Genomic DNA, 22782 nt, shown 5'->3' on the forward strand with positions numbered 1-22782 from the left:
GAGAGGTGTCCGGCTCGCGCGCGGCGTCGGCGGTCGTCGCCACCACCGATCGTCGAATGGCTGCCTCCAGGGCGCAGCCGAGCTCCCGGCATGCCTACGGTGAGGAAGGCAACGCCCGCCCTCCGCAGGCCGGGAGCGTCTGCCGCCCGTTCCATCCGCCCGTTCCACCGCTGGTGTCGCCGAGACATCGAAGGCGTCCGAGCCGGCGAGTGAGTTCGGCCGGGTTCCGACAGTCCGGCTGCCCCGATTTCCGACCGGAGGACACCATGGGGAAGGTGCTCGGTGACGTGCTGGGCCTCGCGGCCGGTGTCGCGATCAGTCCGCTCCCGATCATCGCGATCATCCTGGTCCTGGCCACGCCGCGAGGACGTCTCAACGGACTGCTGTTCACGGCCGGCTGGATCGTGGGCCTCTCGGCCCTGGGCGCGGTGATGCTGGCGATCGCCAAGCCCTCGAACGCCTCCACCCACGGCCATCCGGCCACCTGGGTGGGGATCCTCAAACTCGTCCTGGGGGCACTGCTCGTCCTGTTCGCCGCCCGGCAGTGGCGTCGGCGCCCCACGGACCCCTCGCAGGCGCAGCTGCCGAAGTGGATGGCCGCGATCGACCGCCTCACCCCGGTGAAGGTCTTCGGGCTCGCGCTGGTGCTGTCGGCGGCCAATGTCAAGAACGCCCCGCTCACCCTGGCCGCCGGTGCCGCGATCGGCTCGGCCGGGATCCCCCTCGCCCAGCAGATCGCCTCGCTGGCGGTGTTCGTGGTCATCGGCTCACTCGGGTTGCTGGCGCCGCTGGTGGTGTACCTGTTCATGGGCGACCGTGCGGCGAAGACCCTCGGCAACTGGAAGGACTGGGCCGCACGGAACAACGTCGCCGTCATGGCGGCCCTGTTCTTCGTCCTCGGGCTGAAGCTGGTCGGCGACGGCATCTCCGTCCTGACCTCCTGACAGCTGTCGAAGGACGTCGTTCCGGGGCCCGGCCGGCGTGCCGGGAAGCCGTCGTGCCGGGGCTCGACTCAAGGGCCGCTCTGCTGTCAGGAGTTGTCGAAGGGCTCGTCGCTCCAGCGGAACCGGGCACGGCCGTCCTCGATGTGCAGGAGGAACTCCGCAACCGGACCTGACGGGGCCACCAACGACAGGACCTCGGCGATCCGGTCGTACGAGTCTTCGAACCTCTCGTAGTCCTCCGCTTCCAGCAGCGCGAGCGACTCGTCGAACCACGGCTCCACCTCGGCGAAGGCCGGCCCCGGGGTGAACCGCCCGCTCAGCCAGGGGAAGTCGGCCTCTTCGACCACGATCTCGCCCACCACTTCGTCCGCGCGGACGAGCCGCCAGACCCTGCCCTCGACGCCCATCCGCCGCCTCCCCAAGCTGCCCGCCGCCTCCTGCACACCGACAGCTTCCCAGACGCCTACGACAGACGGCCTCCGGGAACCGGCGGTGACCGGCTCCGGGCCGCTGCCGCGGGTCAGCCCGCCCGGCCCGGTCCCGCGTCCACCTCCGCCGGCGCCGGGGACCGCAGGTGGGGATGACGGGAGTACGCCAGCGCCACCAGGGCGATGCAGCCAGCGACCGAAAGCTGGGCTGACTCACACTTGACCACACTAACTCTGACCAGCACAGAGCCCCGCCCCGTCGGCAAGTGACCAGCAGGACGGGGCTTTAGGGGTGTGAGGGCTAGGCATGGACCGCTTCTGGTGGCGATGCCCCCACGCCCCGGGGCTGAGGCTACTGCGAGTCCCCTGCACGCCCCCAATGGGTGGGGGCAACCCCTCTACCGCTACGACCTCGGCGGGTCATTCGGCGGCAGGGGCGGGGGCGGGGTGGACGGCCCGGGCGGAGGGGCCGGTGGGGTACGGAGTCCCCGGGCGCTGCGGGTTGTCCATATCCGCTGCCTTCTCTCTGACATCGCCAGGGCCCAGCACGGGCGGCCTGACGCCCTTCTGCGGTCCTCGGCCATCCCGGGGTCCACGGGCGCGCCGTGGGACCGGTGAGCCCGCGCCGGCCGGTGGTGTGTGGCTCATGCGGTGTCCTTCTCATGTTCGCCGTGTGCAGGCATGCCGGGGACTACTCCGTGGTGCAGAGATCCACGATCGCCTGCCGGTCTTCGCGGTGCATCTGCCGTGCGGCGCGGGTTGATTCCGTCCACACTGCCGCGTAGTCCTTGCGCTGGAAGGGGTCCGCGTGGCGGGCAAGGTGTACGGGAAGTTCCTTCACCGTCAGCCGACCGGCTCGCCCATGACCAGCAGGGGCAGCCCCTTGCCAGCTTGAAGGGCTGTCCACGCCTGCCTGATGCGCGCCAGCGGATGTGGCGCCACGTGCAGGTGCAGCTCAGCCATTGCCACGAACTGGTGTCCGCTGATTCGCGACTGCGGGTTACTGGTGTCGATCCGGGCAACCTGACGGTCGGTCAGCACGCCACCGGAAAAGACGACATTGAAGCCCTCAGGGTACGTGTCCTCGTAGACGAAGTCCCCCGCCAGCATCTCCCACACGTCGATCACCAGACCGGTATCCATCATGAAACACCTGGCTGCAGCCTCGTTCGGCGCCTCACCCGCGCGGGCGCTGCCGCCGGGCAGGCTCAGGCCGGTCCGGGTACTACGGTCCACCAGTAGCACCTCCTGCGCCTTGTTCAGGGCAAGGACCAGACCAGCGGACCGGCGGCATGGACATGAGATCGGTCGAGTGACTCAACTCTGCTCCTAGGCAGTTGGATTGGCGGGTGGTCCCGCCCGTCGACAACGGGGGCGCCCACGGACGGGACCCTGCACCCGTGCGGCCGTCGTCAGCTTCCCCGGACGACCGCTCGGGAGTCTTCTCCTGGTCAGGTTCCGGCGTGACGGATCCGGTAGACGGTTCGCTGCACGGCCATCTGCACCCGCAACGCCTCGGCGGTGTCGGCCGGACGGATCTCTGCCTGAGTGAGGTTGTGGCGGACCCCTCCGCCGATCAGGGCGACGACGTACCGACCGTCCCGCCCCTCACCGATCACGATGCCGGGCGTCTGGGATGACCGCTCAACTACGGTGCTCGGACCGGTCATGCCACTTCTCCCGCTTCACTACCCAGGACAGGGCGCCCCGGCCATGGCGGCGGTACGCGCGGCGTGCTGGGCACCATGACGGTCACCAACTCCGGCTTGCCAGTGGTCAGCCGTTCGATCTCGCCGGGGTAGGTCGTCCACTCCTGCCCACCACCCCGGGGGCGCAAATAGACCTCACCTCCCACGGAGCCCATGTAGGTGCCTTCCGCGCCCCCGTGGACGAGATCTCGGACCACCTCCCCCACTTGGGGCCGATACACCGACCTGGGGACCGTTCTGCACCTCGTCACCGCCCGCTCCTCTCCGTAGTGCTTTCACTACCAGGGCGACTCACTGTCCCGTACAGTCGGGGCGTCTTCAACGTGTCAGATCGGAAGGAAGACTAGATCTTGAACCGCCTGGAGTTAGACCCCCACGCATCTCCAAGTGCTGCCTTCGGAGCCCACCTTCGCAGCTCACGCGAGGAACGCGGGTGGACTCAGGACCAACTGGGCGAACAAATGGAGTACTCAGGGACGCACGTTTCAGCCGTAGAAACTTCTCGTAAATCCGCAACTCTTCGTTTTGCGCGAAGAGCTGACGCTGTGCTTGGGACCGGAACCCTGTTCGCAGACATGTGCCGGGATGTGCGGAGTACGTCACTTCTCGAAGGGTTCCCCGACTACGTCGCTCAAGAAGCAAGGGCGGTGGAGCTCCGACTGTTCGAGCTAGGCATCGTCCACGGGCTGCTGCAAACGCCGGGGTACGCGGCGGCGATCACGACCGGCGCCGTCCGTCGGGGCAGCATCACTCAGGCCCAGGCGACCGAGCGCTTGAACTTCCTTGCTTCCCGTCAGATGCTCCTCTCCCGGCAACCCCCTCCGCTCTTGCATGCCGTCCTTGATGAGAGCTGCATCCGGCGGACGATCGGCGGGACCGAGATCATGGGCGCGCAACTTGATTCCCTCATGTCTCTTGCTGAGCTGCCGCACGTGGTCCTTCAGATCGCCCCGTACGAGATAGGCGAGGCCCGCGCCTTTGATCTGCCGATCAACGTCCTCACGCTCCCGGATCGGTCTGTGGCTGCCTACTCGGAGTCAGCTCAGCGGGGGCACTTCGAGCGCGATGCCGACGCGGTGCGGCCACTGCTGACCGCCTACCATCAGCTACAGGTAGAAGCGCTATCGCAGGCCGCATCCGTGGCGCTGATCGGCAAGGCACGAAAGGAACTCCGGTGACCGAACCTGACTGGTTCAAGTCCTCTTACAGCAGCAATGGCGGCAACTGCATCGAGGTCGCTGCCAACCTTCCCGGCGTCGTCCCCGTCCGTGACTCGAAGGACCCCGAGGGCCCACAGCTCTGCTTCTCGCAGGAGGCTTGGGCGGCGTTCGCAGCTGCCACGGCTCGTGGAGACTTCGGCGAGGTCTGACAGCCAGCTGTACCGCTTCCAAGAGACCCCGTCAGCACCGCTTGGCGGGGTCTCAGCCTTTCACCGCCCGCATCTCCGCACGGACCCGCGCGGCGCCCCGCGGGGCGGCCCTCACAGCCCAGTCGACGTCAGGGTTCGTCGCGGTACTGGCGCAGGCCGGGCACAGCCCCGGAACGCCCACGGGCGCCCGGCAGTCGTCGCACTCGAATCACCCCTGGAGAGGTTCACGGGCCGGCAGGACGAGCGGCATCCTGCGCTCCGGACGGCTGCGGACGAGCGCGACCGCGGAGTGGACGACGTCAGGCAGACCGGTCGTCAGGGCGACCCGGAGGGTTTCCTCCGACGCTCCGCGGAGCAGCCGCCGGGGACCGCAGGTGGGGATGACGGGAGTACGCCAGCGCCACCAGGGCGATGCAGCCCGCGACCGCGAGTCGACCTGACTCGCACTTGACCGACACCGGCTCTGACCAGCACAGAGCCCCGCCCCGCCGGTCTCTCGTCGACGGGGCGGGGCGACACGGGCCACCGGATCAGATGGGCAGGTTCCAGCCGGGCCCGGCTTCCGCTCCGATCCAGACCCGCTGTCCTGCTTCGGTGATCGTGATGCCAAAGCCTTCCTGGTGCGGGGAACCCGCCGCCTGCCACGCCTCCACCGCGCACTCCACCTGGTCCCAGAGGCGCAGCGGGCCGCGTTGGACCACGGTCCATCCGCCGTCGGGGTGCGGCATGGTCCGGGCCTGCGAACCGGTGGCCACGTCCGAGAGGATCTGCTGGCCGGCTGCCCCGATCTGCTCGGCGGACGGCGCGGCGAGCTGGGCCACCCATCCACCGGTCCAGTCGTTGATCAGCGCCGGGTCGATCCGCGTCGGGCGTTCCTCGCCGGGCATGGGCCAGAGGCTCTGACGGGGCGGCCGGTCGTGCGGGCGGGCTACCATGAAACTCGTGTACCCGGGCAGGAACCGCCCGGTGGCACGTCCGGGCTCGGTCACGGTCAGCAGCGCCAGACCGAACCGGAAACTCCAACCGGTCAGCGTGACCAGGATCTTGCCACCCGGGTTCACCTGGTACAACCACGGCATGGGCACGTGGCGGACCGAACACGTGGCGATCAGTCGATCGTAGGGTGCGCCGTCCCCGTGGCCCATGAGGCCATCACCGACAACCAGCGTCGGACTGAATCCGGCCCTGCTGACAGCGCGCTTGGCTCGCTCCGCAATGCCCGGGTCAACCTCGATGCTGACGACGTTCTCGGAGCCGAGACGCTGCGCCCCCAGAGCCGTCGAGTACCCGGTGCCGGTACCGATTTCAAGGACGCGGTGACCGTCCTCGACGTCGAGCCGGTGCCACATCCTGAGGACGAGGGACGGCAGAGTGGACGAGGACGAGGGCGAGCCGACGACAGGCCCCTTGGCATCGCTGGGCAGCAGCTCGCCGCCCAGCTGGGTGATCAGCGTCTCGTTGCTGTAGACCGTCTCCAGCCAGCCGTCACCGCCCTCGCTGACCGCTTCGTAGGCCGTGGGGAACGAGCCGGGAACCTCACGGAAGTACGCGCTGACGAACGCCTCGCGCGGCACGGCCTCTGCGGCAGCTCGCCACGCTGGGTCAGTCAGGGTGCCGTCGTCAACGAGCTGTCGGACCAGGGCCGCCCGCAGGGCGATGGCGTCACTCACAGGAAGTTCCTTTCTGGAGTTCATCAGCGATTGCACGGGCGATGGGCATGGTGATCCCGGGAGGGAACCAGGCCCATTGGCCGCTGGGGTTGCACTCAAGGAAGTGCCAGGCACCTGCTGCGTCAACGGCGAAGTCGAACGCGCCGAAGACGAGTCCCATCTCCGTGAGGTAGCCGGCCACGGAGGCGGCCACTTCGTCCGGGACGCTGATCGGCTCGTAGCTGAGCAGGTCCTGCCTTCTGCGCCAGTCGAGTTCCGGGCTTGTGATCCGGGCGGCGAACAGCTTCGTACCCACAGCCGTCAGCCGTACGTCGAACGACTTCTCGACCTTCGCCTGAAACAGGTGAGGGCAGGCGGACACGGCGTCGGTGATGTCAGCCGGATCGACGTCCCGAACCCAGACCTGCTGCGCCTTGTCGTCCGCGTTGCGGTACGGGGTGTTCCACAGCGGCTTGTACACGGCGGGCCGCTCGGTGCAGAACTGCCGGGCCTCGGCGGGGTCCATGGTGATGACAGTCTCGGGCACAAGGAACCCGGCCCGCAGCGCGGCAGCGAGCTGCGCGGGCTTGTACTCACCGTTCCTGATCTGCCACGGGTGATTGACGTAGTGGGCTCCGGGGAGCGAGGCGAAGATGCCGCCGACTCCCCAAAACATCTGTGAGCCAGCGAACTTGGCGTCTTGGCCGTCCAACTCAGCCGGTCCGCTGTAGGCCGTGGGCCGGCGCCACCAGACCGATCGGACGTGCTCCAGGTCAAGCGCGCGGCTCGGTGTCACAAGTGCGCCTCGCTGACCACCGGTTCCGAACCTGGCGGTCAGCGAGGCGCCGTTGTAGAGATCGGCACCGGGGTCTACGCGCACTACCGGGACCCGACGCTCAGCGAGGATGCGAAGAACCACGTCCGCCGTGACGTCGAACGAGTTGGTCAGGACCAGTACGGCCCCGGGTCGATCGTCGCTCATGTCAGCCGGTGCCCTGGTCCTGGTCGTTCGCGGGCATGCTGTCCATGTCGCTGGGCTGCGCCTGGCCACCGCTCTGCCCGTCACCGCCACCGCCACCGGTGGTGGTCGGGGTACTGGTGTTAGTGCTCGTTCCGTGCGCCCCCATCTCGATCTCGCGCCCCTGGTCGTCGTAGTACACGGCGACCTGCGTTCCGGGGTCGATGACCGCCGTGATCGCGGGCACGGGACCGGACTCAACGAACGGCCCCATTCGGGTGGTACCCCACGGAGGTGCAGCAGTGCTCATTACCGCTTCCTTCCTGTAGTCGGGCCAAAGTTACGGCCTGTCCCGACCAGCCGTCAGCAGAGCGCGACCGGTCGGGACAGCGGCCGGTCCCAGGGGGGCCCTAATCCCTGTACCGGCCCGCCACGGCGGGTACGACCCGAGAAGGGCCCGCCGTAGCACCCGCCCGGTCCCATGCGTCAAGACCGGTACGGGAGTTCAGTGGTCATCGTCAGGCCGCGAAGGCGTAGCCCTCGACGTGGTAGACGGGCGCGGACGAGTCGGCGAGACGGGCGAGCGCCGCGCGGATCCGGCGGGCTTCGTTCGGTACGCAGAGGTCGTCCAGCTCGGCGGCCTCCAGCCAGCGCACTTCCCTGACGACTCCGCCCGTGGCGCTGATCGCCAGGATGATGGCGGCGAACCGCAGGGCCAGGCACGGCCTCTCGTTCACGTTCACTGCTCCGCCGGCCGATCCCGGTCCGCCGGGCTCCCCTGGCGCAGGAGATCGCCGCTCCCCAGGTACTGCGGGCCCGCCTGTTCCTCGTCGTCCCAGTCGCCGACGGGCTGACTGCACGAAGTCAGCGGCCATCCATGCCCCTTGAGCCACTCATAGGGATCCACGGGCTCCAACTCGGCACTCACGCCTGCACCTTCCTCCTGGTCTTCCTGAGGCAGCCAACCCGCTGGAGGAACTCCCCCTCCGGGTGCGCAGCCGCATACTCCGGCGGGAGCGTCCAGCCGAAGGACCCACAGCCGGGGCAACGCCACTGACGAACACCACTCCCGTCCGCCGCGCTCAACTCGACCTGACTGCCGTAATCTTGTCTGCCGCACGGCAGCGAACCTTCCTCAGTCATCTGCCCGCGGCACCCGACTCCGTCAGCTGCGCTTCAACTCCGCGCCTTATGACCTCCGCGAGTTGCTCAACCACATCGGGCCGAGCCCTGCCGAGTTCTACCAGGACGGGGCCGGAGCCCCGGGCGGTCTGCCAGTCGACGGCAACGGACGGAAGCACAATCCCCGCAAGTGCCAGAGCATCCGCCAGGTTGTCAACCGCCACGGCCGCGTCCCGCCGTGGACCCTCGGTCATCTGCGTGACCAGTGACGTCCTCGAAGGCGGGCGGACGGCGACAGGCATGGGAGTACTCCGATCAGACGGGGAGGCGTTCTCGCTCCTCACGTTCCGTGGTTACAGCGTGGCGCTACGGCGCTACGATCGGAAGCGAATCTCGACTTGACATCAGAGCAGCGCAAGTTGGAGCAACTGTGGTCAACATCAAGGATCTTGATCCGACATCATCGGAGTGGGCACCCTTTGGGGTGCAACTTCGCAGGTCGCGCGAGGCTGCCAAGCTCACGCAAGCTCAGCTCGCCAAGCTGGTTGGATGTAACCCCTCGTACGTCTCGTACGTTGAACTTGCTACACGCCCGCCTAGCGCAAAGTTCGCCCGTCTGGCCGACAAGCACTTGGAGACGGGCGGAACCTTGAATCTGATGTGGTGGCAGCACAAGAACACGGCTCTCCTGGAAGGGTTTCCGGAGTTCGCCGGCTACGAGGCTCAGGCTGCAGAGATCCGACTCTTCGCCATCGGCGTCGTCCCCGGGCTGTTGCAGGCCACGGAGTACGCCACCGCATGGGAGTCCGGGAACGTTCGACGAGGCAGCGCCAACCAGAAGGAGGCTGACGAACGCGTCAGCTTTTTGATAGCTCGACAGCAGAGCCTTGAGCGCACTCCCCCGCCTCTCGTCCACGCGGTCCTGGATGAGAGTTGCCTACGGCGACCGATCGGAGGCCCGGATGTGATGGTGGCGCAACTCCAACATCTTGAACACCTGGCCAAGCAGCCAAGCGTGGTCATTCAGTTGGCGCCGTACTCCTTGGGCGAAGACCGGCCGTACAGCTACCCCGTGACGCTGCTCACGATGCCGGACCGCAAGGTGCTCGGGTACACCGAGACCGAGCAACGCGGGTACCTGGACAGGGCCGCGGAGTCGGTCGCTCCGCTCGTCAGGGACTACGATCGGCTTCAGATTGAAGCGCTGAACCAGGCCGCATCCGTGGCGATGATCCGCCGCGTACGGGAGGAATTGGAAGATGGACGTTGACCTGACCAACGCTGCCTGGCGGAAGAGTACATACAGCGGCGGACAGAACGGCTGTGTGGAGGTCGCCGACGGCTACGAGGGTGCCATGCCTGTTCGCGATTCCAAAGACCCCGACGGCCCGGCCCTGGTCTTCTCCCCCGGCGCCTGGAAGGCGTTCGTCACAGCCGTCATTGACGGAGACTTCGGCGACGCCTGACAGCCAGCTGTACCGCTTCCAAGAGACCCCGTCAGCACCGCTTGGCGGGGTCTCAGCCTTTCACCGCCCGCATCTCCGCACGGACCCGCGCGGCACCCCGCGGGGCGGCCCTCACAGCCCAGTCGACGTCAGGGTTCGTCGCGGTACCGGCGCAGGCCGGGCACAACCTCGGAACGCCCACGGGCGCCCGGCAGTCGTCGCACTCGAATCACCCCTGGAGAGGTTCACGGGCCGGCAGGACGAGCGGCATCCTGCGCTCCGGACGGCTGCGGACGAGCGCGACCGCGGAGTGGACGACGTCAGGCAGACCGGTCGTCAGGGCGACCCGGAGGGTTTCCTCCGACGCTCCGCGGAGCAGCCGCCGGGGAACGCAGGTGGGGATGACGGGAGTACGCCAGCGCCACCAGGGCGATGCAGCCCGCAACCGCGAGCAGTACCGCCCCGAGGCCGTACGGCAGCGCCGCCGCCCCGACCACTCCCCCGACGAACATCCCCAGGACGGTCGCCAGCCGCTGCGCCTTCGTCAGGCCCGGTGCCGCGGCGGCCCCGTGGAGAAAGGCGATATCCGTGATCATCTTGACGAGGGTGGTCTGGGCGAGCGTGGTCGGCATGTCCGGGATGCGGGCCTCGAAGACGACCCGGCTCCGCCACCCCATGGCGGCGGTGAGGAGGACGAAGACAACGGTGGCGTGCCACCCCTGCGGGACGGCCGCGCCCGCGGTGGCGATGGTGTACAGCCCGGCCGCACAGATCGTCGCGGACTCCAGCAGCAGCGCCGCCATGAACCACCGCCGCCCACGCGCCAGCCGGTGACCGACCAGGACCTGCGCCCCCGCCGCCCCCAGCAGGAAGCCCGCCAGCGCCACCGCGGGCCGGGCCACGGGCAGTCCCTGCGCCCCGGCGATGCCGAAGGCGAGCAGTAGCAGATTGCCCGTGGCCAGCGCCGCGAAGGCGTGTCCGAGCCCGAGGAAGCTGAGCGCGTCGATCACACCGCTCGTCACCGTCAGGACGGTGAGGACCACGGTGATCCGGATCTCGACCCGCGAGGGCGTGGGCACTCCCCGATTCGACCACGAGGAGCGGACGAACGTCCCACAGGCGCCACCCCTCGGCGCGCCCGCCCCGCGCCGCGCCCTCCGGGCTCCGGACCCGGGCCGCTGCGGAGCGCACCGGGCTCCGGGCGGTCCCGGAGCAGGTCCGCCGAGGTCCCGGCCGGGCGACCGGCGTGAACCCGGCACCCGGCCGGGACACCCTGATCCCCGGCCCGGGGCGTCCCTGATCACACGTCAGGGTCGGCCAGGGGTCGAAGCCGGGGTGGTTCCTGATGTGCCGTCCGCCGACCGGCCGACACCATGTCCGAGGGCGTTCGACCGGCCGCCCGATGTGATTCACCCGGAGTTGACCGATGAACGCCTTCCCGCGACGCCTGACCCCGTTGGCCCTGGCCGCCGCCGCCCTGGCGGCCACCACCGCCGCACCGGCCGTGGCCGCGGGCGCCCCCGCGAGCAGCACCCGCCCCGGGCCGGCCGCCACCGCGCGGAGCGCAGCGCCGATCGGCGCCTCCGGGCTCAACACCGCGGCCCTCGACGCGGCGATCGGCCTGCAGCCCGGCGACAGGGCGGGCGGCCAGCTGGCCCGGGTCAGCACCCCGGGCCAGGTCTGGCGGGGCAGTTCCCCGGATGCCTTCACCGGCCGGGCGATCTCACCGGACGCGCACTTCCACGTCGGCAGCATCTCCAAGACCTTCGAGGCCACGGTGGTCCTGCAACTGTCCGCCGAGGGGAAGATCGACCTCGACCAGACCGTCCAGCACTATCTCCCCGGCCTCCTGCCCGAGAGCTACCAGCCCATCACCGTAAGGCAGTTGCTCAACCACACCAGCGGCCTGCCGGACATGCAGGCGGGCATCCCCAACCCCACCGCCGACCAGCTGATCAGCGAACGCCTCGACTACTTCACCCTCGACGACGTCATCCGGTCCAGCCTGCACCCGGCGGACGGCTCGGCCCCGGCCCTGCACTTCACCCCGGGCACCGAACAGGAGTACAGCTCACTCGGCTACCGCGTCGCCGCCAAGATCATCGAGCAGGTGACCGGACACTCCTTCGGCCACGAGGTGACCACCCGGGTGCTCCAACCGCTCCACCTGGACCACACCTCCGTCCCCGAGGGCGACACCTGGATGCCCCGGCCGACCCTGCACGGCTACGTCACCGACTCCACCGGCCGACCCGTGGACGTCAGCGAACAGGGCGACGACACCACCGCCGTCATCTCCACCGCCCCCGACCTCGACCGCTTCATCGGCGCCCTGTTCAGCGGCCGGCTGCTCGCCCCCGAGCAGCTGAACGAGATGTTCGCGCTCCCCCGCGACAGCGCGGGCAACCCCCTCCACTACAAGGACGGCAGCGACTGCGACACCGGCCCCGCCAAGGGCACGGCCTGCTACGGCGCCGGTCTGAAGAACGTCTCACTGCCCGACGGCACCGTCCTGTGGGGCAAGACCGGGCACGATCTCGGCTATGCCAGCGGCGTCTTCGCCACCCGCGACCTGACGCTGCGCACCGTCTACGCCGTCGGCACCTCCACCGCCGACAACGGCGGCTCCCCCGCCGTCGCCAACCGCCTGATCGCCGCGCTGCTCACCCCGCCCCGGGCCGCGACCACCGCCCGCTGAGGACGCCGAGTACGGGGGCACCGCCCGGACGGCGGACAGGCCGTCACCCCAGGGCGGGAGTCCGGCTTCCGGGCCGGTCCGGCCGGCGCCACCGGACGGCAGCCACCTGGCGCCGGCCACCGTCCGGGCGGCCGGCGAGCGGAGACGGCGAGCGGAGACGGCGATCTCCGCTTCCGTCGGGACGGCCGGACGGTCACGGCGTGGCGTGGCCGTGCCGGCGGTCGCGCCGGGCGGGGACGATCGCGGTGAGCATCGCCACAGCGGTGAGGGCGAAGGCCAATGGGTAGCCGGTCCGGCCGGCGAGTGCCCCGAAGCCGACGGCACCGACGCCCATGCCCGCGTCGTAGGCGAAGTTCCACAGGGCGCTGACGGTGCCGTAACCGGAGGACGGCACCCGCGCGTACATCAGGGACAGGGTGGCGTTCTGGGCCGCCCCGAAGCCGGTGCCGAACAGGGCCACGCCCGCCACCACCGCTGTCGGACTGCCGGTCAGCGCCACCAGGAGCACTCCCGCGGCCGCGACGAGCAGTCCGGGAAGGACCAGCCCGGACGGCCCGTGCCGGTCGCCGTACCGGCCGGCGGCCCAGCGCGCCGCGGTGGCCGCCGCGGGCTGGACGAACAGGGCCGACGCAACGACTCCGACGGAGGTCGAGGGGACGGCGAGCGGGAGGAAGGTGACGATGATCCCGGCTGCCAACGCGGTGGCCCCGAACACGGCGGCGGGCCGGGCGAGATCGGGCGTACGGAGCCCGGCGACCACGCCGACCGGCCGCCCGGACACCGGCTCCCGATCGGGCAGTCCCGGCACCGCGACGATCGCGGCCAGCGCGGCCACCGCCGCAACCACGGCGACCGGCGCGTACCCGACGTGCGCGACCAGCCACACGCCCAGCGGCAGCGCCACCAGCGACGGCACCCCGGACACGACACCGACCAGCGCCAGTCCCTCCCCACGGCGCTCGGCCGGGATCAGCGCGGCCGTCAGGGCTCCACCGGCGACGATCGTGAGCGCGAAGCCCAGGCCGCGTACCAGGCAGACTGCCACGATCCACACCGTGCCGCCGGAGGCGGTCAGTACCAGTGCGGGTGCGCCGAGCAGGACCAACCCCGCCACCAGCGTGCGGCGGTAGCCGAACCGCGTGACGAACCGGGGCGTGGCCAGCTCGCCGACGACCGTGGCCAGCATCAGCGCTCCGGTGGCCGGTCCGGCCGCGTTGCCGCCGCCCGACGCCCTGGCGTAGAGGGGAACGACCGACAGCAGGAGGTAGAAGCTGGCCGAGGCGCCGATGACGGACACGAAGCGCAGCAGCAGCGGCCGGGTCACCAGTGGCGGCCGCCCACCGGCCGCGGGGGCCTGGGAGTTCGTCGTTGTGGTCATGTGATGGACGCTAAGGTGCCGAGTGGATCGCCGGTAAGCTCCATTTCCATGCCTCTGGAGTGGTCCGGTCTGTCACCGGAGCTGTTGCTGGTCATCGACCGGACCGGCGCCGAGCCGCTCCGGTCGCAGCTGGAGCGCCAGATCCGCACGGCGATCCGGACCGGGCGGCTGCAGGTCGGCGAGCGGCTTCCGTCGTCCCGCGAACTCGCCCGCCGGCTCGGGCTCTCACGGGGGCTGGTGCAGGACTGCTACGCCCAACTCCACGCCGAGGGATACCTCGTGGCACGCGTCGGCTCCGCCACCCGGGTGGCGGCCGGTGCCTGCGCACCGCCGACCCCCGCTCCCGGCCCTCCTCCGGCGGCGAGTCCGCGCATGGTGGCCGACTTCCGCTGGGGCGTCCCCGACCTGAACGGCTTCCCGCTCGCCGACTGGCTGTGGGCGACGCGCGAGGCCGCCCGGACCATGCCGACGTCGGCACTCGACTACGGTGACCCGCGCGGCAGTTCCGTCCTGCGCGAGGTCGTGGCCGGCTACCTGCGGCGGGTCCGCGCCGCCGCAGCGGATCCGGCGCGGATCGTGATCTGCTCCGGCTACGCCCAGGGCCTCGGCCTGGCCCTGCGCGCACTGGCCCGCACCGGGGTGCACACGGTGGCGTACGAGGATCCCGGCTCGCCCGCCACGACCTCCTCGACGGCAGCCTGGGCGGGCCTGTCGGCGATCCCCGTACCGCTCGACGAACAGGGCCTCGACGTCAAGGCGCTCGATGCGACCGACGCCCGTGCGGTCGTCGTCACACCCGCGCACCAGTGGCCGACCGGCGTGGCACTGTCCCCCGAGCGGCGGCTGGCGCTGATCGAATGGGCGGTGCGCCGGGACGCGTACGTCATCGAGGACGACTACGACGCCGAGTTCCGCTACGACCGGGAGCCGGTGGGCGCGCTCCAGGGGCTCGCGGCGGACCGCGTGATCGCCATCGGCACCGTCAGCAAGTCCCTCGCACCTGCGCTGCGCATCGGGTGGCTGCTCTGCCCGCCCGCACTCGCCGGGCAGATCATCGAGAACAAGCGGCTGAGCGACCGGAGTTCACCCACCCTGGACCAGCTCGCCCTCGCGAGGATGATCGAGTCCGGCCGCTTCGACCGGCACCTGCGCCGGGCCCGGGCCACCTACGCGGCCCGGCGCACCGCCCTGGTGGCCGCACTCGCCGAACACGCTCCCGACGTCGGGGTGACCGGCCTCGCGGCCGGCTTCCACGCCGTCGCGCAGCTCGGCGCATCGGCCGACGAACAGGCCGTCGTCACCGCTGCCCGGGCCCGCTCGGTCGGCCTCTACGGAATGAGCACGTGCCGCTCGGCGCACTCGGCCGCACCGGCGCAGCTGGTCCTGGGGTTCGGCAACGTCGGCGAGCACGCCGTCACCGCGGGCATCGCCGCGGTCGGCGACCTGCTCAGGGCCCGGTGAGCCCCCGGACACGCGACGGCAACCGACCGCTGCCGCGCTCGGCGGACGCGCTCGACGGACGTGATCGGCTTCCCCGCCCGGTACGACGGCGTGGACGCCTGAGAACCCCGGTGTCCGGCCCCGGGGCCGCTGTCCCCCACGGCCGCCCACCGTCCCGGCCCCCCGGGAGCCGCACACCCCGTCCCACCCGGCGCCGGTCCCCTTTCCCGTACAGGGGCCACGGTCACTGACCGCCACGCCCCGGTGGTCGGCCCGCCGAGGGCCCCGCGGCGACTCCGGCCGCTCGGCCGCTCGGTCACGCGGGGTCCGACGGCGGTCACTCCGGCGTACGGCCGGGTGTGGGGAGGGGGCGGACGGTGCAGAGTGGGAGGCGTGGGAACACGGCGAACTCTGGGCGATCTGCGGAAGTCGTGGCGCACGGGGCACCTCCTCGTGCTGCTCCCTCTTGCGTTCATCGTGCTGATCTCCGTGGTCGACATCTCCTCGCCGCCCTACATCCACCTCGGCCCCCTGCTGGTGGTGGCTCCCGCGATCACGGCGTCCTTCGCGGGTTCCCGGCTCACCGCCCTGATCGGCGCCGTGGCGGTCGCCGCGCAGGTCGTGATCGGGGTGTTCCACGGCGGCCTGGGGACGTCCAACCACGAGGCGCAGATCGCAGCCCTGACGGTGGTCTCCGCCGTGATCGTCTTCTACTGCCGGGTACGGGAACGGAGCCGCCTGGAGCTCGCCCAGGTCAGGTCGGTCGCGGAGGCCGTGCAGCAGGTCCTGCTGCGCCCGCTCCCGGACCGCCTGGGTCCGCTGCAGGTGGCGGCGCTGTACCTGGCCGCCGAGGACGAGGCGCGCGTCGGCGGCGACCTCTACGCGGCCGCCCGCATCACCACCGGGACCCGTCTGATCATCGGGGACGTCCGGGGCAAGGGCCTGCCCGCCATCGGCGATGCCGCGCTGCTGCTCGGTGCCTTCCGCGAGCTGGCCCACCACCACACCGGCCTGCCCGCCCTCGCCGCAGGTCTGGAGGCCAGCTTCTGCCGCCACCTGTCGGAACTCGCGGGCGCCGACGGCCACGTGCGGGAGCGGTTCGCCACCGCCCTGGTACTCGACGTGCCGGACGCGGAACCCGTCGTCCGGATCACCAACTGCGGGCACCCCCCGCCCCTGCTGCTGCGCGGCGACCGGGTCTCCACGCTGCACGCCTCCCGCCCCTCGCCGCCGCTGGGCATGTGCGAGATGCCGGACCTCACCTACGAGACGGACACCTTCGCCTTCGAGCCCGGCGACGTGCTCCTGCTCTACACCGACGGCATCACCGAGGCCAGGAATCGTGACCGGGTCTTCTACCCGCTCGCGGAGCGGCTCGGCACCTGGCCGGGGTCCAGTCCCGAGGTCCTGCTGAAGAACGCCCACCGCGACCTGCAGACCTACGTCGGCGGCCCCTTGAGAGACGACGGCGTCCTGATCGCCATCGAACGCACACCGGCCTGACCCGGGCCTGCCACGGCTCGGCGGACGCCCGGAGGAAGCGGACGCCCGGAGGAATCGGGAGGGCCGACGCGGCGCGGGCCAGCACCCCGGGGACCGACGAGCCGCCCGCAGGGAGGTACGCGGCACCGGACGACGGAACGTCCGGGGCCCGGGGTGGCGACGTGCACGGTCGCAGCCGGCCAGGACGGTGCCGGCCAGCCGACGGCGCAGCACCTGCGTCCCGCTCGTCTCCGACCTGTGCAGCCCTGCTCCGCCCGTCGCACCCTCCCGGCCGAGGGCCGCTGACGCCGCCGAAACGGCCCCGGACCGGGGCTTCAGCACGGCCGGGTGGTGGGCGGGTCTGCCGCAGGCCGTACCCACGCCTCGTCGTCCCGCCGTCGCCGGGCGGCCTCAGGCCGCCGTGGCCGACTTCGCGGACCGCAGCCGGGAGGGGTGTGGCGGGCCGGATCAGCGCGGCCGCCAGTCGAATTCGTAGTCGTCGTACGAGCCGAAGACCACCAGGCGGTTCTCCCGGTCGTCGATGTCGTCGAGGAGGTCCTCGCAGACCTCGCTCTCGTGCTGTGCGCTCTCGCTGGTCATAGCGCGGAATCTACTGCCGCCGCGGCCGCCGGGCATCGCGACTGCGCAACCGGAGCAGGCCGTTTCCACCCTGCTGCCGCTCGCACCGCGCCGCCCGGCCGAACAGGCGTCCAGCTGATGGACCGTCTGCCGGAGCTGACGGCACGTCAGCCGCAGCCCCGGCCGATTCACTCCTGGGGGTAGCGACCTGGCGGGGACCGGCTGGCCCCGGGCGTCCGGCCTGCCTGCCCATGGCCACGGACCGGCCACCGATCGTCCACTGCCGGGACGCCGGTCGGCCGGGCCTGCCGGGCCGACCGGGCCTGCCGAAGACGAGCCGGCGCGGGGTGGCATACGGGCCGGGCGAAGCGCAGACTGGAGGTGGAGCTGATCAGCGTATTTCCACACTGGCGAGGCTCGGCCGAGCCAGTCACCGCACCTTATCGGTGCCACAGAAGTACGCTCCGCATTGGCGGAGCGCCCCCAGCCGCTGACAGCGGCGGATCTACGGATCCGAACACATTGCTCCGCGACGGCGGAGAACCGAGAGGCCCGGCTGCTACCGGGCCTCCTTCACGTGGTCGGACAGCGCGTTCGCGCTCTCGCGCGGGTCACCGGCAGGGGAGCCTCACCGAGGCCACCGGGTGACGGGGACGTCACCGCAGCGGGCGGCACAGGAGGGCGTCCGGCCGGCCGGCCTGGAGCCGGGCCCAGGTCATCGCGACACCGGCGACGTACTCGTCGGCGGCGCACTGGCCCTTGTAGGAACCGGGCGCCCAGTCGCTGGCCGCCGAGTCGGCGCCGGTGGAGGCCGGCGGCCGGTTGTCGCCCCGGTCGAACCAGACGGCCCGCCCGCTGGTGGGCAGGTGCTGCGCGACGGGGGCGCACAGCAGCGCGGCCATGGCGTTGCCGCGGACGCTGTAACCGACGGCCAGGCTGTCGTGCGGGCACTGCAGCTTGCTGTAGCCGGACGCCCAGTCACCGTCGGTGACGTACCGCTCGTCGCTGACCGCCTCCCAGGCCGTGCCCGTGCCGACCGGCTCCGCCGCGTCGGTGCAGAGGCCTCGGCTGCTGCCGCGGCCCAGCCCGACGAGCCGCTGTCCGTCGGGGCAGTTGCCCTTCCGGTTGCCGGGGCTCCAGTCCGGCTGGGCGAGCATCCGGCGGGAGGCGACGTTGTCCGCGTGGTCGAGGTCGAGCATGTTCCAGTGGGCGGACTGCGGCACCTGCCCCGTGTACGAAGGTGCGGTGACCAGGCGGTTGAAGTCCGTGGCGCGCCAGTCGCCCGGGTCCTCGATGCTCAGTTGGCGGCCCGCGCCGTCGTAGGCGAGCAGCGCCCAGCTGTCCTGCGGTACTCCCCCGGTCTGCCAGCCCACCAGTGGCCAGATGGCGAAGTCGGTGTCGTTCGCGATCAGGATGTCGGTGAAGTTGTCCAGCCACGCCTGCTCTCTGGTGTCGCTCGCGCCTCGCCCGGCCGCGCCGAACTCGCTGATCCACACCGGTGCGGTGAAGTGCTGGCCGGTCTGCGTGACGAAGAGCGCCTGCTGGTCGACGACCGAGCGCAGCTGCTCCGGGGTGAAGTCCTCGTACCGTGGGTCGCTGGTGGCGCCGAGCCCGCTCGCGCCGCTGTTGGCCGGGCCGGTGTAGGCGTAGAAGTGGGCGGAGTAGACGAGCTTGCCCGAGTCGATGAGGGTGTTGGAGAGGGTGGCGACGGGGGTGAGCGTGGGCCTGCCGTGTGGCAGGCCGGCGAGCGGGATGCCCTGCCAGTTGATGCCCTCGACGATGACGAGCAGGTCCGGGTCGGCCGCCAGGATCCGGTTTCCGGCCTCCTCGGAGGCCTGGTACCAGTCGTGGCTGTCGCCCATGCCCCAGTTGGGGTCGTCGGTGAGGTCACGGCGGATCTCGTTCCGCAGGTCCGCGCCGACCACTCGCTTGTTGTCCTTGTACCGGTTCGCCATGAACAGCCAGTCGGCCTCCCACCGGGCCGTGGTCTGACCGCTGTTCCACCGTTCGTTGCCGTCGAGGCTGCAGCACCACCGGTAGCTCGTCGTGTGGTTGTTCAGGACGACCGCGAACCCGTCGGCCGTCAGGGCCGCGACGACGGCGTCGTACACCTGCAACGGGGTGTCGCCGCGCAACTGCGGGTTGGCGGCGACGGCGGCGTCGGGAACCTTCGTGGTGTCCTGGATCATGGCGTCCGCGAACGGCAGGCGGATGCTGTTGAGCCCCAGCGAGTGGAACCCGGCGAGGATCCGGGACATCGGCGCCCGGTCGAGTCCCAGCGGTATGTCGAAGGACGGCTCGCCGGACTGGTTGTTCGCCGGGTCGCCGGTGGCCCCGCTGCCCGTCCAGGTCCCCTGGGCGCCTTCCCAGTTGCCCGCCTGCAGCTTGAACCGGTTGCCTCCGGCGTCGACGACGTAACGGCCCCGGGTGCTCAGCGGACCCGTCCAGGAGGCTGCGAGCTCAGGGCCGGTCAGCGCCTTCGGCGCCGCAGCGGCCGTCACCGGGGGTGTTCGGCCCGGCTCGGCCGCGACGGCGCCGGGGGCCGGGGCCAGGAGTGCGGACATGGCCGCGGACGCCGCCAGGGCCCGGGACACGAGCTTTCTCATTGTTGTCCTGAGGGGTGTGTGAGGGAACCCCCGGCTAGGGCGACCGGCCGGTGGGATGCCGCATTCTCACACGTGGACACGTACCTGACAAGGTGTCACTTCCGCCGATCCGCCGGGGAGCCGGGCGGGCAGCCGGGCGGCAGGACAGCCGGGCGGCGGCGACCCCAGCCGGACATTGTCCCACCCTGGTATCAAAGCGGCGCCACTCCGTGACCTGCGGCCGCAGGGGTGGTTGGGTCGAGGTGTGAACGATCCCGAACAACTCTGCCGCCCGTCCGCCGCTCGCGCCGACCGGGCCCTCGTCCACCCGCTGCTGACCGCGCTCACCCAGGCCGGTATCCCCATCCGCGGCGGCGACCTGGACCAACTGCAGAACGCCGCCCAGCTCGGCCCCGAATTCGTCCACGCCTTCACCCGCTGGATCCGCGACGCCCAGGCTGCCGCCACCGCCGCGGCGGTCCCGGCGGCTCCGCCGCGCGCGGTCCGCGCCGTCGCCCCGGCACCGGTGGCCGAGCTGCCCTTCGCCGCACGGCCCCACCTCGGCCGGGAACGCCGGGCCTCCTGACCCCCGGGCGGATCGGTGCGCCGCGCGGCCGCCGACTGCGCCGCCCGCCGCGCCGGAGCAGGTTCTCGGCGCCGTCAATGGAGCAGGACAGGCCTGGTCGGCGCAGGAGCCGAAGACATCCGCCCCGGATCCGCCGGGCCGGCGTCGGGAAGCGGCCCGCCCAACCGCCCTCGGACAACGCGCTGGCGCCGCCCCGCGCGTGCAGGGTGTCGCAGGCAGACAGCACAGGCAGGCAGCAAGGGGACAGCCAGGCCTCGGGCTCGTCGTCGAGCAGGTGGCACACCCGTTCGGCGCAACCGACGGAGGCGCTCGGCCCTCCGGTGCCGACGGGGATCTGCGCACCGGCTCCGTGGCCGCAGCACCCTGCACCCGGCCACGGCGTGGCGGCCGCCCGCCGGGCACCGGACGCCCCGTGCTCCGAAGAACGCCGACACCGGACGCCCCGCGTTCCGAAGAACGTCGGCACCGGCCCCGGAACGGCTGCCGGGGAGCCCTCGGACACCCCCACGAGCGGGAGAGCCGACCGCCCGGGACCGGACGGCCGGTCGTGATCCGCGGGCTCCGATCTGCCGCGTACGGGCCTCCGCGGCCGTAGGCTGAACGCATTGAACGATCGTCCGTGGACGAACGCCGAGAAGCCCGACGGACCGCCTCCGGGTCGGTCGCCAAATCCCGCTGCCCGGCGGACCTCGGACGAGCCGGACGACGTCGGCGGGACCGTGCCGGAGGAGCTCTCACCGATCGTCCACGGAGGGCAGAGCCCGTGGTGTGGTTGCGCGAGATCCACAGCGTGGTGTGTGTCGCTCGCGGCAGGGCCGGGTTAGACATGGGTATGGCCCGACTCCTGGGCCGCTCCTCCTGGCTGCCCTGGCGTCGATCAGGCAACCGCGGTGAGCGGCAACAGCCGCAGTCCGTTCCGCAGGAACCGCCGAAACGGCGCCTGCGGTCGGTGGCGAGCATCCGCAGTGTCGCCGGTCAGATGATCCTCCTCCAGGTGTTGATCGTGCTGCTGCTGGTGGTGGCGGCGGTGGCCACCCTGCTGGTCCAGTCCCGGAGCGACCGGTTCCAGGCGGCCCGGGACCGGTCGCTCGCCGCCGCGGAGGCGTTCGCACACGGCCCCGGCCTGGTGGCCACGATCGAGGGCCCCAATCCCAGTGCGGTGCTCCAGCCGCTGACCGAGGCCGCGCGGATGGAGGGCGGGGTCGACTTCATCGTCGTGATGAACCGGGACGGCATCCGCTACACGCACCCCGAGCCGCAGCTGATCGGGAAGCGCTTCGTCGGCACCATCGGCCCGTCTCTGCAGGGCCACACCACCATCGAGAGCGTGCACGGCCCGCTCGGCCAGGAGCTCCAGGTCGTCGTCCCGGTGACGGACGACCACGGTGCGGTCGTGGGCCTGGTGTCGGCCGGGCTCAAGGTCAGCCGGGTGAGCAGCGCGATCAACCGTCAGCTCCCGTTCATCCTGGGTGCCGGTGCGGCCGCGCTGGCGCTGGCGACGGCGGGTACCGCGCTGGTCGGCAGACGACTGCGACGGCAGACCCACGGGTTGGGCCCGGCCGAGATGACCCGGATGTACGAACACCACGACGCGGTGCTGCACGCGGTCCGCGAGGGCGTGGTCATCATGGGCGGCGAGGGCCGGGTGCTGCTCGCCAACGACGAGGCGCGCCGCCTGCTCGGGCTCTCCTCGGAGCCGGAGGGACGTCTGGTCTCCGAGCTCGGCCTGGAGCCCCGGACGGCCGATCTGCTGCTCTCCCGCCGTGCGGTCAGCGACGAGGTGGTCCCGCTCGGCGACCGGCTGCTGGCGGTGAACATCCGCCCCACCGACCTGCAGGGCGGCCCGGCCGGCAGCGTGGCCACGCTGCGCGACTCGACCGAGCTGCGCGCGCTGGCCGGGAAGGCCGAGGTCGCCCAGGGCCGGCTGCGGCTGCTGTACGACGCGAGCGTGTCCATCGGCACCACCCTCGACGTCCAGCGGACCGCCGAGGAACTCACCGAGGTGACCACCCCGCGGTTCTGCGACTACGCCACCGTCGACCTCGCCGAACCGGTCCTGCGCGGCGACGAGCCGCGGTCCCTGGTGGTCGGCGCGGCCGCGGAGCTGCGGCGGGTGGCGCTCAGCGGCATTCCCGGCAGCTCCCCCCTGTACGCGGCCGGTGAACTGGTGACGTTCGCGGGCCCCACCCCGATGGCCGTCGGCTTCGTCAGCGGGAACTCCGTGCTCGTCCCCGTGCTGGGGGACGCCGCCGGCTGGCAGACGCAGGACGCCGAGCGGACGCAGGAGATGCTGGACTACGGGTTCCACTCCCTGGTCACCGTTCCGTTGCGGGCCCGCGGCGTGCTCATGGGCATCGCGAACTTCTGGCGCACCCACGAAAGCGAACCCTTCGACCAGGACGACCTCACC

General features: G+C 71.3%; 21 protein-coding genes and 1 pseudogene. 10 read left to right on the top strand and 12 right to left on the bottom strand.

What is annotated here, in order from left to right:
- Nucleotides 1–266 precede the first annotated feature (266 nt).
- A complete protein-coding gene (locus ACFC1R_RS32315) occupies nucleotides 267–944 on the top strand; it encodes a GAP family protein (protein ID WP_375944748.1) in 678 nt (225 codons plus the stop codon).
- A gap of 86 nt (nucleotides 945–1030) precedes the next feature.
- Here ACFC1R_RS32315 and ACFC1R_RS32320 read toward each other — a convergent pair whose 3' ends face one another.
- The 3 genes from ACFC1R_RS32320 to ACFC1R_RS32330 form a co-directional block, all read right to left on the bottom strand.
- Nucleotides 1031–1351, bottom strand: coding sequence for a hypothetical protein (locus tag ACFC1R_RS32320; protein WP_375944750.1), 321 nt, complete (start codon nucleotides 1349–1351; stop codon nucleotides 1031–1033).
- An 864-nt stretch (nucleotides 1352–2215) separates the two neighbouring features.
- On the bottom strand, nucleotides 2216–2677 hold the full coding sequence (locus ACFC1R_RS32325) for an NUDIX domain-containing protein (RefSeq protein WP_375944788.1): 462 nt from the start codon (nucleotides 2675–2677) through the stop codon (nucleotides 2216–2218).
- A gap of 146 nt (nucleotides 2678–2823) precedes the next feature.
- Nucleotides 2824–3042 (bottom strand): hypothetical protein, encoded by a 219-nt coding sequence (locus tag ACFC1R_RS32330; RefSeq protein WP_375944751.1) that lies wholly within the window; start codon nucleotides 3040–3042, stop codon nucleotides 2824–2826.
- A gap of 389 nt (nucleotides 3043–3431) precedes the next feature.
- Here ACFC1R_RS32330 and ACFC1R_RS32335 point away from each other — a divergent pair, with 389 nt between their 5' ends.
- Nucleotides 3432–4259 (top strand): Scr1 family TA system antitoxin-like transcriptional regulator, encoded by an 828-nt coding sequence (locus ACFC1R_RS32335; RefSeq protein WP_375944753.1) that lies wholly within the window; start codon nucleotides 3432–3434, stop codon nucleotides 4257–4259.
- Complete coding sequence (locus ACFC1R_RS32340; protein WP_375944755.1) at nucleotides 4256–4450, top strand: DUF397 domain-containing protein; 195 nt, start codon at nucleotides 4256–4258, stop codon at nucleotides 4448–4450. The genes ACFC1R_RS32335 and ACFC1R_RS32340 overlap by 4 nt, the downstream gene beginning before the upstream one ends.
- A gap of 530 nt (nucleotides 4451–4980) precedes the next feature.
- Here the strand turns inward: ACFC1R_RS32340 and tgmC are convergent.
- The 5 genes from tgmC to ACFC1R_RS32365 form a co-directional block, all read right to left on the bottom strand.
- Nucleotides 4981–6120 carry an ATP-grasp peptide maturase system methyltransferase gene (gene tgmC, locus ACFC1R_RS32345; RefSeq protein ID WP_375944757.1) on the bottom strand — a complete coding sequence of 380 codons (1140 nt, stop codon included), beginning with the start codon at nucleotides 6118–6120 and terminating at the stop codon, nucleotides 4981–4983.
- A complete protein-coding gene (tgmB, locus tag ACFC1R_RS32350) occupies nucleotides 6113–7081 on the bottom strand; it encodes an ATP-grasp ribosomal peptide maturase (RefSeq protein ID WP_375944759.1) in 969 nt (322 codons plus the stop codon). Before tgmB ends, tgmC begins: the two co-directional genes overlap by 8 nt.
- Nucleotide 7082: 1 nt before the next feature.
- The gene (gene tgmA / locus ACFC1R_RS32355) at nucleotides 7083–7367 is read right to left on the bottom strand and encodes a putative ATP-grasp-modified RiPP (protein ID WP_375944761.1); all 285 of its coding nucleotides are present in this window, start codon (nucleotides 7365–7367) and stop codon (nucleotides 7083–7085) included.
- 208 nt (nucleotides 7368–7575) lie between these two features.
- Nucleotides 7576–7794, bottom strand: coding sequence for a hypothetical protein (locus ACFC1R_RS32360; RefSeq protein ID WP_375944763.1), 219 nt, complete (start codon nucleotides 7792–7794; stop codon nucleotides 7576–7578).
- A gap of 2 nt (nucleotides 7795–7796) precedes the next feature.
- A complete protein-coding gene (locus ACFC1R_RS32365) occupies nucleotides 7797–7985 on the bottom strand; it encodes a hypothetical protein (protein ID WP_375944765.1) in 189 nt (62 codons plus the stop codon).
- A 624-nt stretch (nucleotides 7986–8609) separates the two neighbouring features.
- Between ACFC1R_RS32365 and ACFC1R_RS32370 the strand changes: the two genes are divergently transcribed.
- Together ACFC1R_RS32370 and ACFC1R_RS32375 are read left to right on the top strand one after the other, a co-directional pair.
- Nucleotides 8610–9449 (top strand): Scr1 family TA system antitoxin-like transcriptional regulator, encoded by an 840-nt coding sequence (locus ACFC1R_RS32370; RefSeq protein ID WP_375944767.1) that lies wholly within the window; start codon nucleotides 8610–8612, stop codon nucleotides 9447–9449.
- Complete coding sequence (locus ACFC1R_RS32375; RefSeq protein WP_375944769.1) at nucleotides 9439–9645, top strand: DUF397 domain-containing protein; 207 nt, start codon at nucleotides 9439–9441, stop codon at nucleotides 9643–9645. Before ACFC1R_RS32370 ends, ACFC1R_RS32375 begins: the two co-directional genes overlap by 11 nt.
- Before the next feature lie 299 nt (nucleotides 9646–9944).
- On the opposite strand, the gene ACFC1R_RS32380 is transcribed toward ACFC1R_RS32375, so the two are convergent.
- Nucleotides 9945–10703: a YoaK family protein gene (locus tag ACFC1R_RS32380; RefSeq protein ID WP_375944770.1), complete on the bottom strand. Its 759-nt coding sequence runs from the start codon at nucleotides 10701–10703 to the stop codon at nucleotides 9945–9947.
- Nucleotides 10704–11050: 347 nt separating this feature from the next.
- Between ACFC1R_RS32380 and ACFC1R_RS32385 the strand changes: the two genes are divergently transcribed.
- The gene (locus ACFC1R_RS32385; protein WP_375944772.1) at nucleotides 11051–12322 is read left to right on the top strand and encodes a serine hydrolase domain-containing protein; all 1272 of its coding nucleotides are present in this window, start codon (nucleotides 11051–11053) and stop codon (nucleotides 12320–12322) included.
- Nucleotides 12323–12515: 193 nt separating this feature from the next.
- On the opposite strand, the gene ACFC1R_RS32390 is transcribed toward ACFC1R_RS32385, so the two are convergent.
- On the bottom strand, nucleotides 12516–13700 hold the full coding sequence (locus ACFC1R_RS32390; protein ID WP_375944774.1) for an MFS transporter: 1185 nt from the start codon (nucleotides 13698–13700) through the stop codon (nucleotides 12516–12518).
- 48 nt (nucleotides 13701–13748) lie between these two features.
- On the opposite strand from ACFC1R_RS32390, the gene ACFC1R_RS32395 reads away from it, so the two are divergent.
- Nucleotides 13749–15161 carry a PLP-dependent aminotransferase family protein gene (locus tag ACFC1R_RS32395; protein ID WP_375944776.1) on the top strand — a complete coding sequence of 471 codons (1413 nt, stop codon included), beginning with the start codon at nucleotides 13749–13751 and terminating at the stop codon, nucleotides 15159–15161.
- A gap of 432 nt (nucleotides 15162–15593) precedes the next feature.
- On the top strand, nucleotides 15594–16643 hold the full coding sequence (locus ACFC1R_RS32400) for a PP2C family protein-serine/threonine phosphatase (protein WP_375944778.1): 1050 nt from the start codon (nucleotides 15594–15596) through the stop codon (nucleotides 16641–16643).
- A 447-nt stretch (nucleotides 16644–17090) separates the two neighbouring features.
- On the opposite strand, the gene ACFC1R_RS32405 is transcribed toward ACFC1R_RS32400, so the two are convergent.
- Complete coding sequence (locus tag ACFC1R_RS32405) at nucleotides 17091–17222, bottom strand: hypothetical protein (RefSeq protein ID WP_375944780.1); 132 nt, start codon at nucleotides 17220–17222, stop codon at nucleotides 17091–17093.
- Nucleotides 17223–17857: 635 nt separating this feature from the next.
- A complete protein-coding gene (locus ACFC1R_RS32410) occupies nucleotides 17858–19807 on the bottom strand; it encodes a glycoside hydrolase family 5 protein (protein WP_375944782.1) in 1950 nt (649 codons plus the stop codon).
- A gap of 244 nt (nucleotides 19808–20051) precedes the next feature.
- Between ACFC1R_RS32410 and ACFC1R_RS32415 the strand changes: the two genes are divergently transcribed.
- Both ACFC1R_RS32415 and ACFC1R_RS32420 read left to right on the top strand, forming a co-directional pair.
- Complete coding sequence (locus ACFC1R_RS32415) at nucleotides 20052–20372, top strand: hypothetical protein (RefSeq protein WP_375944784.1); 321 nt, start codon at nucleotides 20052–20054, stop codon at nucleotides 20370–20372.
- Nucleotides 20373–21351: 979 nt separating this feature from the next.
- Nucleotides 21352–22782: pseudogene (locus ACFC1R_RS32420) on the top strand (histidine kinase); the annotation flags it as partial.

The organism is Kitasatospora sp. NPDC056138, assembly GCF_042264695.1.
Lineage (GTDB): Bacteria > Actinomycetota > Actinomycetes > Streptomycetales > Streptomycetaceae > Kitasatospora.